This is a genomic window from Aeromonas sp., assembly GCF_050633025.1.
GTDB lineage: Bacteria > Pseudomonadota > Gammaproteobacteria > Enterobacterales > Aeromonadaceae > Aeromonas.
This window is the reverse complement of sequence record NZ_JBODRQ010000094.1, coordinates 1-13671: the sequence shown is the minus strand read 5'-3', so window position 1 is coordinate 13671 and position 13671 is coordinate 1. Positions and strand designations below refer to the sequence as shown.

General features: G+C 60.3%; 15 protein-coding genes. 11 read left to right on the top strand and 4 right to left on the bottom strand.

Features of this window, described 5'->3' with window-relative positions:
• Nucleotides 1-618: 618 nt before the first annotated feature.
• Nucleotides 619-1632 (top strand): tryptophan--tRNA ligase, encoded by a 1014-nt coding sequence (gene trpS, locus ACRAUW_RS12865; RefSeq protein ID WP_431362586.1) that lies wholly within the window; start codon nt 619-621, stop codon nt 1630-1632.
• Here trpS and ACRAUW_RS12860 read toward each other — a convergent pair.
• Nucleotides 1611-2570, bottom strand: a complete 960-nt coding sequence (locus ACRAUW_RS12860; RefSeq protein WP_431362585.1) for a LysR substrate-binding domain-containing protein — start codon at nt 2568-2570, stop codon at nt 1611-1613. The two genes, trpS and ACRAUW_RS12860, sit on opposite strands and share 22 nt — an antisense overlap.
• A gap of 91 nt (nt 2571-2661) precedes the next feature.
• On the opposite strand from ACRAUW_RS12860, the gene ACRAUW_RS12855 reads away from it, so the two are divergent.
• Together ACRAUW_RS12855 and ACRAUW_RS12850 are read left to right on the top strand one after the other, a co-directional pair.
• A complete protein-coding gene (locus tag ACRAUW_RS12855; protein ID WP_431362584.1) occupies nt 2662-3561 on the top strand; it encodes a DMT family transporter in 900 nt (299 codons plus the stop codon).
• Nucleotides 3546-3707: a hypothetical protein gene (locus tag ACRAUW_RS12850; RefSeq protein ID WP_431362583.1), complete on the top strand. Its 162-nt coding sequence runs from the start codon at nt 3546-3548 to the stop codon at nt 3705-3707. The genes ACRAUW_RS12855 and ACRAUW_RS12850 overlap by 16 nt, the downstream gene beginning before the upstream one ends.
• A 121-nt stretch (nt 3708-3828) precedes the next feature.
• Here the strand turns inward: ACRAUW_RS12850 and ACRAUW_RS12845 are convergent, their stop codons facing one another.
• A complete protein-coding gene (locus tag ACRAUW_RS12845) occupies nt 3829-4287 on the bottom strand; it encodes a DUF6314 family protein (protein WP_431362587.1) in 459 nt (152 codons plus the stop codon).
• A 42-nt stretch (nt 4288-4329) separates the two neighbouring features.
• Between ACRAUW_RS12845 and ACRAUW_RS12840 the strand changes: the two genes are divergently transcribed.
• Nucleotides 4330-5184: a carboxylate/amino acid/amine transporter gene (locus tag ACRAUW_RS12840; protein WP_431362582.1), complete on the top strand. Its 855-nt coding sequence runs from the start codon at nt 4330-4332 to the stop codon at nt 5182-5184.
• A gap of 6 nt (nt 5185-5190) precedes the next feature.
• Here ACRAUW_RS12840 and ACRAUW_RS12835 read toward each other — a convergent pair whose 3' ends face one another.
• Nucleotides 5191-6054 carry a sensor domain-containing diguanylate cyclase gene (locus ACRAUW_RS12835; protein ID WP_431362581.1) on the bottom strand — a complete coding sequence of 288 codons (864 nt, stop codon included), beginning with the start codon at nt 6052-6054 and terminating at the stop codon, nt 5191-5193.
• A 70-nt stretch (nt 6055-6124) separates the two neighbouring features.
• Nucleotides 6125-6838, bottom strand: coding sequence for a 3-deoxy-D-manno-octulosonic acid kinase (locus ACRAUW_RS12830; protein WP_431362580.1), 714 nt, complete (start codon nt 6836-6838; stop codon nt 6125-6127).
• A gap of 220 nt (nt 6839-7058) precedes the next feature.
• Here ACRAUW_RS12830 and ACRAUW_RS12825 point away from each other — a divergent pair, with 220 nt between their 5' ends.
• The 7 genes from ACRAUW_RS12825 to ACRAUW_RS12795 form a co-directional block, all read left to right on the top strand.
• Nucleotides 7059-8111 (top strand): glycosyltransferase family 9 protein, encoded by a 1053-nt coding sequence (locus ACRAUW_RS12825; RefSeq protein ID WP_431362579.1) that lies wholly within the window; start codon nt 7059-7061, stop codon nt 8109-8111.
• A gap of 303 nt (nt 8112-8414) precedes the next feature.
• The gene (gene gmk, locus ACRAUW_RS12820) at nt 8415-9041 is read left to right on the top strand and encodes a guanylate kinase (protein WP_421209830.1); all 627 of its coding nucleotides are present in this window, start codon (nt 8415-8417) and stop codon (nt 9039-9041) included.
• Nucleotides 9042-9120: 79 nt separating this feature from the next.
• On the top strand, nt 9121-9396 hold the full coding sequence (gene rpoZ, locus ACRAUW_RS12815; RefSeq protein WP_005307060.1) for a DNA-directed RNA polymerase subunit omega: 276 nt from the start codon (nt 9121-9123) through the stop codon (nt 9394-9396).
• Nucleotides 9397-9527: 131 nt separating this feature from the next.
• Nucleotides 9528-11645, top strand: coding sequence for a bifunctional GTP diphosphokinase/guanosine-3',5'-bis pyrophosphate 3'-pyrophosphohydrolase (gene spoT / locus ACRAUW_RS12810; RefSeq protein WP_431362578.1), 2118 nt, complete (start codon nt 9528-9530; stop codon nt 11643-11645).
• A 44-nt stretch (nt 11646-11689) separates the two neighbouring features.
• Nucleotides 11690-12421 carry a tRNA (guanosine(18)-2'-O)-methyltransferase TrmH gene (gene trmH / locus ACRAUW_RS12805; RefSeq protein ID WP_431362577.1) on the top strand — a complete coding sequence of 244 codons (732 nt, stop codon included), beginning with the start codon at nt 11690-11692 and terminating at the stop codon, nt 12419-12421.
• Nucleotides 12421-13080: a CatB-related O-acetyltransferase gene (locus tag ACRAUW_RS12800; protein WP_005355745.1), complete on the top strand. Its 660-nt coding sequence runs from the start codon at nt 12421-12423 to the stop codon at nt 13078-13080. The genes trmH and ACRAUW_RS12800 overlap by 1 nt, the downstream gene beginning before the upstream one ends.
• Nucleotides 13080-13671, top strand: a 592-nt coding sequence (locus ACRAUW_RS12795) for an alpha/beta fold hydrolase (RefSeq protein WP_431362576.1), incomplete at its 3' end; no start/stop codon positions are given. The genes ACRAUW_RS12800 and ACRAUW_RS12795, both read left to right, overlap by 1 nt.

Genomic DNA, 13671 nt, shown 5'->3' with positions numbered 1-13671 from the left:
TAACCATTCACCGAGAGCGGGTGGAGATGAAAAATGGGATGCCCGTCTCTTGATCCCCAGCCCGTAGGTTCGATTAGCCGTCAGGCGTAATCGGACGTTCGCGTAAATGGATTCTCCCGCCAGCACGGCAACAAGCGCAACCAAAGCCTCTCGTTCGTCCGATTACGCTGCGCTAATCGAACCTACAGAAAGCGGTGGCTTGCGGAGCATGCCGGTCGGTGCCAAACATCGAGAAGCCCAAGATTGACCTTGGGTTGGCATAACGCCCCCTCATCCCCAACCCTTCTCCCGCGAGGGGAGAAGGGGGCAACTCGTAGGTTCGATTAGCCGCAGGCGTAATCGAACGTTCGCGTAAGGTTAGCCTTTCAACACGTAATGATGAATATCGTGCCCTGCGAGCTGCTGGTCGTTCCCTTGCAGAAGTGATCAAACAGGCGTAGTGTGATTTGCCATGAATACGACCTCATTCAATCACAACTACTGGTGGTGCTGCTCTTAAACAGGCGGCACCGCGTTTCTATTGTAAATTTCCCAAAGAAAACACCGTGACCGCCGAGAGGCGGTCAACTGTTTTTATCCCTTTGTCGCCTCCCGGCTCACCCAACTGGAGAGAGTGACATGCACAACCCCGTTATCCTGACTGGCGATCGTCCCACCGGCAAACTGCACATCGGCCATTACGTTGGCTCGCTGCGCCAGCGCGTCGAGGCCCAGCACCATTACCGCCAGTTCGTGATGATCGCCGATCTGCAGGCGCTGACCGACAACGGCCACAACCCGGCCAAGGTGACCGACAACGTACTGGAGGTGATGGCCGACTATCTGGCGGTCGGCCTCGACCCGGCCAAGACCACCTTCTGCCTGCAGAGCGCCCTGCCCGCCCTCGCCGAGCTCACCTGCTACTACCTCAATCTGGTCAGCGTCGCCCGGCTGGAGCGCAACCCCACCGTCAAGGCGGAGATCCAGCAGAAAGGGTTTGAACGCACGCTGCCGGCCGGATTTCTGGTTTATCCGGTGAGTCAGGCCGCCGACATCACAGCCTTTCGCGCCAGCCATGTGCCGGTCGGGGAGGATCAGCTGCCGATGCTGGAGCAGACCAACGAGATCGTCCGCCGCTTCAATTCTCTGGTAGGCAAAGAGGTGTTGACCGAATGCCAGCCGATCCTGAGCGACACCGGCCGCCTGCCCGGCATCGACGGCAAGGCCAAGATGTCCAAATCCCTTGGCAACACCATCGAACTCGGCATGTCGGCGGAAGAGGTCAAACAGGCGGTGTTCGCCATGTATACCGACCCCAACCACCTCAGGGTGAGCGATCCCGGTCAGGTGGAGGGGAATACGGTGTTCGCCTATCTCGATGCCTTCCACCCCGACAAGGTGCAAGTCGCCGAGATGAAGGCGCACTACCGGCGCGGCGGACTGGGAGACATGCGCTGCAAGCAGGTGCTCAATGACTGTCTGCAGACCCTACTCGCCCCGATGCGGGAGCGCCGTGCTGCGGCCATCGCCGACAAGAAGATGCTGCTGGAACTGCTCTATCAAGGCACCGAGCAGGCTCGCATCATCACCGATGAGGTCTTGGCGGAGGTTAAAAGCGCCATGGGGCTCGACTACTTCACCAGCATCCGCTGAGCGGGGGTACCGAGCGCATCGGCGCCATAGAGGTCGTACACCAGCTGGTGCAGCAGGCTCTTGAACCAGCCGATCGCCTCGTCATGGGCGGTCAGCGGATGGCCCGCCATCAGATAGACGATGGGGATCTCCGGATCCAGCTGATGCATCCGCAGCGGATAGTAGCGGCAGAAGTGGCGCCCGATCATCTCGGGCACCACCACCAGATAGCGGCCGGTTGCCATCAGCGCTGGCACCGCCATAAAGCTCGGCAACCGCACGCCCAGCTCCCGTTCCACGCCGAAGCGAGCCAGCCAGAGCTCCACCATCGCCTGACTGTGACCCCAGCTGGAGGTGTTGATATGAGGTCGGCTCACCAGCTCGATCGGCGTCAGCACATCAGGCAAGTTACTACCAAGGGGCGACAGGCAGACCAGCGGGTTGTTGAACCAATCTTCCCGCCACAAGCGGGGCGAGAGGTGGTTGGCACCGGCAAAACCGATCACCAGATCCAGCTCCCCCTTCTCCAGCTCCCGCTCGTAGCTGCTGTCGGCCAGCTCGCACACCTCAAGCCGACAGTGAGGGGCCAACCGATGAAGCCTCTCCACCAGCATCGGCACCAAACCGTGCTCTACCGAACCCGGGGTAGCGATGCGGAAGATCCGCCGTGCGCTGGCAGGTTCGAATCCCTTGGCTTGGCGCAATCCCTGCTCCAGCATCGCCAATGCCTGGCGCACCGGCCCGGCCAGCGCCTTGGCGCGCTCGGTCGGCATCATCTCGCGCCGACTCATCACAAACAGCGGGTCATCCAGCGCCACCCGCAACCGCCCAAGTGCATGACTGACGGTGGATTGGGAGAGATGCAGCCGCTCGGCGGCGCGGGTGACGTTACGTTCCTGCATCAGCATGTCGAATACGGCGAGCAGGTTGAGGTCGAGACGGGCGAGGGAGCTATCCATCGATATTAACCATAGTTAAATGCCAACAATTCATTTTTACCATATTAACAGATTACCTAGAATGCGCTGACTCGATACATCGGAGATTCAAATGCGTAGCTATCTGTTATTGCTGGCCATTGGCCTGCTGTGGGGTTCCCAGTTCATTTTCATGCACCAGGCCGTTGCCGAGCTGCCGCCCATTCTGGTAGCTGCCGGTCGCGCCCTGTGCGGCAGCGTGACTCTGGGTCTGCTCTGCCTGTTCATGCACCTCAAGAGTGAGCACACCCCATGGCGCACCTATATGTTGATCGCGCTGCTGGATGCCACCATCCCTTTCATCATGGTCGCCTGGGGCCAGCAGTATGTGGATAGCGCCATCGCCGCCGTGGTCATGGGTTGTATCCCGTTTGTAACCATTCTGGCCGCACCTCTGTTTATTTCTGGTGAAAGAATCACCAAAACCGGTCTGCTTTCCGTGATCATCGGCTTTGCCGGTGTGCTCACCCTGTTCTGGCCGAAACTCACCCTGGGCATCAACGCCGGTCTGCTCGGTGCCATGGCCATCCTGCTGGGTGCCAGCTGCTTCGCCATCGGCCTGCTGATGATCAAGCGCTTCGCCAAGGACCATCCGGTCGTGGTCGCCCGCAATATCCTGATCTCCTCGGCAATCCAATTGCTGCTGGTCGCCCCCTTCATGGTTGAGCTCAGCAGCCTGACCTTGCCGAGCACTCAGGCCCTGAGCGCTATTACCGTGCTGGGTACCCTCTGTACCGGTCTGGTCTACTTCCTCTACATGGCGCTGATCCAGAAGGCCGGCCCGACGTTCGCCTCCTTCAGCAACTATCTGGTGCCGCTGTTCGGCGTGATGCTGGGCGCCCTGTTCCTCGGCGAACAGATCCACCCCACCACCGGGGTGGCACTGGCTCTGATCCTCGGCTCGGTTGCCATGAACCAGTGGGCGCAACAGCGCCGCATGCAGCGCGAGGTCTCCCTATGTCAGGCATCCTGACCACCCTGTGCGGCGGCCTGGTTCTGATTGCCGGCTGGCAGTATCACCAACGACTGGCGGGCGTGCTGGGGATACTGATGGTACTGCTGCCCTGGTTCTTCGATAGCAAGCTGCAGGCCATGCTGAGCTATGCCCTGAATGTCTGATATCCATCTCTGAATGCGCGACGAGAGTCTATCTCTCCTGTTTTTGGGACTGTTTTAAAAAAACCTCCGATTTGTCCCCAGCTACCGGCGCTCTGCGCCGGTTTTTTTATCTCTGCCTGCATCAGACCAGATAGCGATAGCTGAGCCACTCGTTCTTGCGCGGCCCGGTGATCTGCCAACTCAACAGAAAACCGCCCTCCGTCTCGGTCAACTCGGCGCGGTAGTGATCCGCCCCGCACAGATGGGGCTCGGCGGTCAGCCAGCGCCCATCCTCTTGCGACAGCAGCTCGAACAGTTCAACCGGCGCGTCATAACGCAGGTGGGAGAGATGGATCCCCCGCTCGCTGCGCTGCCACCAGAAACGGTTGTGCATGGCGAGCTCTCTGCCATGAGGCGTGATGTAACGGCCCTGCTCGTTAAACAGCCAGCCGCCCTGATGATCGGTCACCTGCACACGTCCCTCGCCCCGACCATTCCAGTCGGTCACCGACCCCTCGCCATTGCTGGCGGTAAAGAAAAATGCTTCGACCTGTGGCAATCGCCCCCATAAACGCTGGATTGCCGCTTCCATCTCGGCCATCATAGCCCCCTTAAAATTGACAACTGGCGATAAATCAAACACATGAACTACTTGATAGGGGTTACCCTGCTCTGGTCATTCTCCTTCAGCCTGATCGGGGTCTACCTCGCCGGTCAGGTCGATGCCTACTTCTCGGTGCTGACCCGCATCGCTCTCGCCAGTCTGGTGTTTCTCCCCTTCCTGCGCCGCCGCTGGCTGCGCCCCGATCTGGTAGCCAAGTTGATGACCCTCGGTGCCATCCAGCTCGGCATCATGTATCTCTTCTACTACCACTCCTTCCTGCTGCTGACGGTGCCAGAAGTGCTGGTCTTTACCATCTTCACCCCCCTTTACGTCACCCTGCTGCACGATCTGCTGGAGGGGCGCTTCAAGCCCACCTATCTGTGGGGCGCCCTACTGGCGGTGCTCGGGGCTGCCGTCATTCGCTTCGACGGCCTGACCGAAAGTTATGTGCTGGGATTTCTGGTGGTGCAGGGGGCCAACCTCTGTTTCGCGCTGGGTCAAGTGGGCTACAAGGTACTGCTGGCACGGGAGGCGGAGCAACCGCCGCAACTGGCGGTGTTCGGCTGCTTCTATCTGGGGGCGCTGGTGATCGCACTGCCCGCCTGGTGGCTGCTGGGCAAGCCGCAATATCCGACATCAGGGTTGCAGTGGGGCATTCTGCTCTGGCTGGGGGTGGGTGCCTCCGGCCTCGGCTACTTCCTCTGGAACAAGGGGGCAACGCTGGTCACCAGCGGAGTGCTGGCCATCATGAACAATGCGCTCATTCCGGCCGGCTTGCTGGTCAATCTGCTGCTCTGGGGCAAGGATACCGACCTGACCCGACTGACCATCGGCGGCCTGCTGATGCTGGCCTCGCTCTGGATCTGCCAGCGTGACAAGCGCGGTCAACCCTGACCGCACTCAACCGACAACGGTGTTGTGCTCCCGCCTGGCCTGACTGTGACAGCAGGCCAGCCGGGCCAGCAGATGATCGAGCTGCTCGCCAGCCTGACTCTGCACCAGTCCGATGCTGACGGTGACCGGCCGCTGTGGCAGCAGGCTGGCATCGGCAATCTCGAGGCGCAGCCGCTCGGCGATCTCCAGCGCACTCATCCGCTCGGTCCGGGAGAGCATCAGGATAAAACCGTCTTCATCCCAGCGGGCGAAAGAATCTTCCTGTCGCAGCGCATGGCGCACGATACGCGCCAGCTTGGCCAGCATGGCATCGCAAGCCGCTTCGCCAAACAATTGCTGGATTTTGGCCATGTGATCGACCGAGAACTGCAGCAGACTGAAAGTGCCGCTCTCGGTCGCCAGCCGCTCCTCCAGAAGCTGTTCGAAGCGGCCACGACTCTCCAGTCCGGTCAACGGATCGGTGCCATATCGCTCCTCCACCAGCACGGCAGCAGGCTCGAGACGATGGACGACCCCCAGCAGATGACCCCGCTCATCGCGGCGCATCCGCTCTTCCAGCCGGATGTAGTGGCCGTGGTGGTGAAGAATGCGGTATTCGAGGCGCAGACCGCTGCTGCGGCCGCACTGGCAGGCGAGCAGAGCATCTTCCAGCCGGGAGACATCGTCGGGATGTACCCGATCCAGCCAGCCGAGCTCATCCGGCCAGCACTCCCCCAATCCCAGCAGGCGCAGGCAGGAGGGGTCGCGGTGCAGTCCCTGTTGGGCAGACCAGGTCCAGATCCCCGCCTCCAGCAGCATCATGGAATCAGACAGCAGACCCGGATCAAGCCGGGCAGTCACATCGACCAAAGGTGTCTTGAGCATTTCCATGGGGCACCCCGAAACAGAATCTGAATACCTGCTCAATAAGTAACATTGGCGTTCACGCCGAGCAACAGGGTCAGATCGCTTTTCCCTGATACCCGTTAATCAAGGTCTGCCAGTTCTCCGGTACGAAGTGGAAACTGGTATGCAGTTGGGACTCCTTGTTGAAGGAGCGCAACAGCCGCTCCAGATTGGCCTTCTGCCATTCGCCCGGGGAGCGGATCGCCCCCTTGTCAAAGTCGATCACCCACATCTTGCCCTCTTTATCGAGCAGCAGGTTGTGGCTGTTGAGATCGGCGTGATAGACCCCGGCATCGTGCAGTTGGCGCACCGTCTGGCCAATCTTGTGCCACACCTCACTGGCAACCGGCCCCTGCTTGAGCAGGGCGACCATGTCCTTGGCACCGCGAATCCGCTCGATCAGAATATCGGCGCGATAGAAGGGACCCTGTTTAACCATACGGGCACCAAACGGACGCGGCACCGGCAACCCCAGCTCGCACAACTTGGCCAGCAAGGTATATTCGGCCATGGCACGGCTCGACTCGACCCCTTCGAACCAGAAGCGATCCCGCACCACCTTGCCCACCATGCCGCCGCGATAGTAGTGGCGCAGCACCAGATGGCGGGACTCATCCTTGACGAACCAGGTCACTCCCCGCCCGATGGAGGTCCCCACCACCTGACGGTTGTTCTGCCACCAGGCAGGATCGAATAACTGGGGAGAGGGGGCGCGAAAGGCCCCTTCGGCATACCAGCAGATCTGGTTGTGTTCGGTCTGTACTCGCATCGTGGAGATCCCGCTCGGTGGGTCATGGATCGCAATTTTTCAATTGGCGATGAGGCTGCCGCTCTGCATGCCCGCAATAGTGGCCTTTATCAGCGACGTGCAGAGACAGGTCATGGCGCTGGGCCCGGCCTATCCTGGCTGACGATTGAGCGCAATTTTACAATCCAGAGGGGAGTTTGCATAATGCCATCCACCCTTTTTGCCAGCCGTGCGCCACAACATGCCGCTATTTCAAACGCCCCCCTCCTCCATCTGTATCCTGCGACTCTCCGCCATCGGAGATTGCTGCCACGCACTGGCGCTGGTGCGCGTCATTCAGCGGGAGTGGCCACAGACCCGCATCACCTGGATCACCGGCAAAATCGAGGCGACCCTGTTTGCCGATCTGCCCGGCGTCGAGGTGATCCCCTTCGACAAGAGCAAGGGGTGGCGCGGCTATCGCGATCTCTGGCAGACCCTCAAGGGGCGCAAATTCGATGCCCTGCTCCACCTGCAGGCGGCGATGCGGGCCAGCATCGCCACCCTCGGCATCAGTGCCAAGGTCAAACTCGGGTTTGATCGGGAACGGGCCAACGACGGCCAGTGGCTGTTCACCAACCACAAGGTGCCTTCACCCGCCTCCCCCCACGTGCTGGACGGTTTTCTCGCTTTCGCCAAAGAGCTCGGCATCAAGGATCTGACCCCGGACTGGCAACTGCCCATCAGCGCGGAACATCAGGCGTGGGCAAGGGAGAAGATTGGCGGCCAACCGACCCTGCTGATCTGCGCCGCCGCCAGCAAGGCCTTCAAGAACTGGACGGCCGCAGGCTATGCCGCGCTGGCGGATCACGCCGCAAACAAGGGCTTTCAGGTCTATCTCTGTGGCGGGCCAGCCAAGCTGGAGCGGGATCTGGCTGCCGACATCCAGCGCTTAAGCCAGAGCAAGCCGGTCGATCTGGTGGGGCAGACCAATCTCAAGCAACTGCTGGCGCTGATTGGCGAGGCGAGTCTGGTGCTGGCCCCCGATACCGGCCCCACCCATATGGCCACTATTGTCGGCACGCCGGTGATCGGCCTCTATGCCCACCACAATCCGGCACGCACCGGCCCTTATCTCTGCCGCGACTACGTGGTTAGCGTCTATCGGGAGCTGGTCGAGCAGGAGACCGGCAAGCCGCTGGCCGAACTGAGCTGGCGCACCCGTCTCAAGGACCCGGAGGCCATGCGAAACATCCCCAGCGAGCAGGTGATCGCCGCGTTCGACCGCCTCTGCGCAGATCGTCAGCTGCCGTAGTGACAGGCCACCTCGGGAATTCCGAGCCATCAGGCAGGGATAACCTGATGGTCTCATCCCGCAGCCAAAGGCACAATGTCGGCTGATGTGGGTTACGCTCCCGCAGCAAGCAACGAATACTTTGATCGGCTGGAATATGATTCCGGCCGTTTTTTTATTCGCCATATTCTGGTAAAATCCGCCGCCTTTACATCCTCCTGACTCAAGCATTTTCCGCGTTTTGCGTTTGGCTGTCTCCCTTTCGGGCACAAGACGGCGGTCTCTGCTACAACCAAAACAGCGGTTTCGATTAAAGGTAATAATATGGCGCAACAAGGCACTCTCTATATCATCTCCTCTCCGAGCGGCGCGGGTAAATCCAGTCTGCTCAATGCCTTGCTGACCAACCATAATCAAGCTGGCAAGATGCAGCTGTCGGTTTCCCACACCACGCGCGCCACCCGCCCGGGCGAAGAGCACGGCGTGCACTACCACTTCGTCCAGGTGGAAGAGTTCAAGGCACTGATCGAACGCGGCGATTTTCTGGAGTGGGCCGAAGTGTTCGGCAACTACTACGGCACCTCACGCGCCACCATCGAAGCCTGTCTGGCCAAGGGGATCGACGTATTCCTCGACATCGACTGGCAGGGTGCCCGCCAGATCCGCGAGCAGATGCCGACCAAATCCATTTTCATCCTGCCCCCCAGCCGCGAAGAGCTGGAGCGCCGCCTGATTGGGCGCGGTCAGGATAGCGCCGAAGTGATTGCCGGCCGGATGGCGAAAGCCATTGCCGAAATGGTGCACTACGACGAGTATGACTATGTCATTATCAATGAAGAGTTCGAGCAGGCGCTGTTCCAGCTCAGGTCCATTATTGAGTGCCAACGGCTGGAGATGCGTCACCAGCAACAGGCTCAAAAAAACTTGCTGCAACAGCTACTGGCAGAGTAAGCCAAAAACAAGTAAACTTTTGCGTCATTTTTAAACACTGCTTTTCTAAATACAGAAAGCCCAAACACTGGAGTCCTGCATGGCACGCGTTACTGTAGAAGATGCTGTAAAACAGGTAGGTAACCGTTTTGACCTGGTGCTGGTCGCCGCGCGCCGCGCTCGTCAAATCGCGGTACAAGGCAAAGATCCCCTGGTCGACGAAGAGAACGACAAGCCGACTGTGATCGCCCTGCGTGAGATCGAGCTGGGTCTGGTGAACAATCAAGTGATGGACACTCAGGACCGCTACGAGCAGCAAGAGCAGGAAGCCGCCGAGCTGGCTGCCGTTGCTGCCATCGCCGAAGGCCGCGGTTAAGTTATTACTCCGGTTGGCACCCGCCCGGGTGCCGACTGTTCATCCCCATTTACAACCGCTCGAAAACCTCGCAAACTCAGGGCTATACCCTCAATTCCACGAATTGCCGTTTTACCGTCGCGGGGACTGTCTTGTATTTATTTGAAAACCTTAAAGAAATAGCCAGTTCCTACCTGCCGCCAGAGCAGGTCGAGAAGCTCAAGCAAGCCTATGTGGTGGCCCGTGATGCCCACCAGGGTCAGATGCGTTCCAGTGGCGAACCCTATATCACCCACCCCGTCGCCGTTGCCCGGATCCTGGGTGACATGCGCCTCGATCATGAAACCCTGATGGCCGCCGTGCTGCACGACGTCATCGAAGACACCTCTGTCACCAAGGCCGATCTGGCCGAACAGTTTGGCAATGCCGTTGCCGAGCTGGTGGCCGGGGTCTCCAAGCTCGACAAGCTGAAATTTCGCGATCGCAAAGAGGCGCAGGCCGAGAACTTCCGCAAGATGGTGATGGCGATGACCCAGGATATCCGGGTCATTCTGATCAAGCTGGCCGACCGCACCCACAATATGCGCACCCTGGGCTCCTTGCGACCGGACAAACGCCGCCGCATCGCTCGGGAAACCCTCGAAATTTTCGCCCCCATTGCCAACCGCCTCGGTATTCACACCATGAAGAGCGAGCTGGAGGAGCTGGGCTTCGAGGCACTCTATCCGATGCGATCCCGCGTGTTGCGCGAATCGGTGCGCCGCGCCCGTGGCAATCGCCGCGAGATCATCGACTCCATCCAGAGCGAAATCAACGGTCGCCTGAAAGAGGCAGGGATCGAACATCAGGTCAGTGGCCGCGAGAAGAACCTGTTCTCCATCTACAACAAGATGGAGAAAAAAGAGCTTCAATTTCATGAGGTAATGGATATCTACGCCTTTCGGGTCAAGGTGAAGGACATAGATACCTGTTACCGGGTACTGGGGCAGATGCACAGCCTCTACAAGCCGCGCCCAGGCCGCTTCAAGGATTACATAGCCATCCCCAAGACCAACGGCTACCAGTCGCTGCACACCTCGCTGGTGGGGCCGCACGGGGTACCGGTGGAGGTGCAAATTCGCACCGAGTTCATGGATCAGATGGCCGACAAAGGGGTTGCCGCCCACTGGGCCTACAAGCAGGATGGCGACAGCTCGGGCACTACCGCCCAGATCCGCGCCCAGCGCTGGATGCAGAGCCTGCTGGAATTGCAGCAGAGCGCCGGCAGCTCCTTTGAATTTATCGAAGGGGTCAAAACCGACCTCTTCCCCGACGAAATCTACGTCTTTACCCCCGAAGGGCGCATCATGGAGCTGCCCGCTGGCGCCACGCCGGTGGACTTTGCCTACACGGTGCACACCGATATCGGCCACGCCTGCGTCGGTTCGCGGGTCGACCGCCACCCCTACCCGCTCAGCAGCCCGCTGCACTCGGGTCAGACGGTGGAGATCATTACTGCACCGGGCGCCCGCCCCAACGCGGCCTGGCTCAACTTCGTGGTGACCACCAAGGCCCGCTCCAAGATCCGCCAGTTCCTCAAGAACCTGCGCACCGAAGAGTCGGTGGTGCTGGGTCGCCGCCTGCTCAACCATGCGCTGGGCGCCAAGAATATCGAAGACATCCCCGAGCCGCGCATCAAGCAGGTGCTCGCCGATACCAAGCACGAGAACCTGCAAGGCCTGCTGGCCGATGTGGGCCTCGGCAACGCCATGAGTGTCATGGTGGCGCGCCGCATGCTGGGGGATGAACTGCCGCCGGAAGAGCAACCCAAGTCCAGCAGCAAGAAGATGCCGATCAAGGGTGCCGACGGCATGCTGGTCACCTTCGCCAACTGCTGCCGTCCGATCCCGGGGGATGCCATTATCGCCCACATCAGCCCGGGCAAGGGTCTGGTGATCCATCAGGAAGCCTGCCGCAACATCAAGGGCTACAGCAAGGAGCCGGACAAGTACCTGCCGGTGCAGTGGGAGGTGGACAAGGAGCAGGAACAGGAGTTCCGCACCGGCATCAGCATCGAGATCGTCAACCATCAGGGTGCGCTGGCCGAGCTGGCCAACGTGATTGCCGCCACCGGCGCCAATATTCACGCCATCAGCACCGAAGAGAAGGATGGCCGGGTCTATCAGGTCAGCCTGCTCATCACCACCAAGAGCCGCATCCACCTGGCCAACATCATGCGCAAGATCCGCGTCATGCCCAACGTGCTCAAGGTGAGCCGACAGAAGAACTGAACACAGGCGGCGCAAGCCGCCTGCTGCTTTTATTGAGACAAGCCATGACCCCCGAACGCTTCAAGCGCATCACCGACATGCTGGACCAGCGTCAGCTCGATTTGACCGTCTGCATGGAAGAGGTACACAAACCTCACAATCTGGCCGCCATCGTGCGTACCGCCGATGCCATCGGCATCCACCGGGTACACGCCGTCTGGCCCAAAACCTGGATCCACAAGCGCAAGGGCACCGCCCGCGGCAGCCAGAACTGGGTGGATGTAAAACTGCACCCGGATATCGGCACAGCCGTTGCCGAGCTGAAAGCCTCCGGCATGCAGATCCTGGCAACCCATCTCTCCGACAGCTCGGTCGATTTTCGCGCCATCGACTACACCAAACCGACCGCCATTCTGGTGGGACAGGAGAAACACGGCATCGGTGAAGAGGCGCTTGCCCTGGCCGACCACCATATCGTCATTCCCATGGTGGGCATGGTGCAGTCCCTCAACGTTTCGGTGGCTGCCGCCGCCATCCTCTACGAGGCGCAGCGCCAGCGCGAGCTGGCCGGTTGCTATCAGCGCGGCTGCCCGCTCACGCTGGAGGAGCAGAACAGCATCCTGTTCGAGGGGGGTTATCCTATCTATGCCCAGCTCTGCAAAGAGAAAGAGATGCCCTACCCTCAGCTCGGCCCGGCCGGTGAAATTCTGGCGGACGAAGAGTGGTGGCAACGGATGCAGCTGACCCGCAAAGGGTGGGCGCAGCAGAGCGAGCAGGACGATCCGCAGGAGGAGTGATGGAGAACCCTTTTGGCAGCTGGCTGGAATCGCAAATCATCCGGGATCACCTGACCAACCCGAACATAGAGGCCGGCGACTACAGCTACTACTCCGGCTACTACCACGGCAAGCCGTTCGAGGATCACTGCGTCCGCTACCTGCTCGGCGATGGCTCGACCCGCGACACCTGGGAGAGCGGCCTCTGGGGCGAGGTGGATCGGCTGATCATCGGCAAGTTCTGCTCCATCGGCTCGGGCGCCACCTTCATGCTGGCAGGCAATCAGGGCCACCGGCTGGATTGGGTCTCCACCTTCCCGTTCAACCCCGACACCTTTGGCGAAGGGGCCCGCAGCGGTTTTCTGCGCAAGGGGGACACCCGGATTGGCAACGATGTCTGGATCGGCTCGGAAGCGATGATCATGCCCGGCATCACCATCGGTGATGGCGCCGTCATCGCCACCCGCGCCGTGGTGACCAAGGATGTAGCCCCTTACACCATAGTCGGCGGCAACCCGGCCCAGCCGATCCGCCGTCGATTCAGTGATGAGCAGATCCTCATGCTGCAAGAGATGCAGTGGTGGGACTGGCCCCTGCCCCGCTTGCAAGCCAGCATGGCGCTACTCTGCTCGGGGGATATCGCCGCCCTTTATCACCATTGGCAACAGGAGTGTGCCTGATGAAATCCCTCTCTCTTTCCCTGTTGGCCCTGACCCTGTTTTCTGCCGGAGCCCTTGCCGTGACCAATACCTATCAGCTCACCAGCGAAGCCGATGTGCCCACCCTCTACCAGCAAACCCTGCCTGACTTCTGGCGCCAGCATGCCATAGAAGGAGAGTTCAAGGGCAAGGATGGCGTCACCATCCGCTATGCCGCGCTGCGGCAGGAGAAGGTTGATCGCGCCATCCTCATCGTCAATGGCCGGGTCGAGAGCTACCTCAAGTATCAGGAGTTGGCGTGGGATCTCTGGCGTCAGGGCTACAGCCTCTATCTCATCGACCATCGTGGTCAGGGGATGTCCGACCGGATGCTGGATGACCCGCAGAAGGGATATGTCGACCAGTTCGACGATTATGTGGTCGATCTGAAGCAGTTTCATGACCAGATAATCATGGCGGACCAGCCTGCCAAGCTGTTCCTGCTGGCCCACTCCATGGGCGGCGCCATCTCGGCCCGCTATCTGGAGCGCTGGCCCGATGATATCAAGGCGGCCGTGCTCTCCTCCCCCATGCTGGGTATCAATCTGGGCAGTCTGCCCAAGTGGCTGGCCA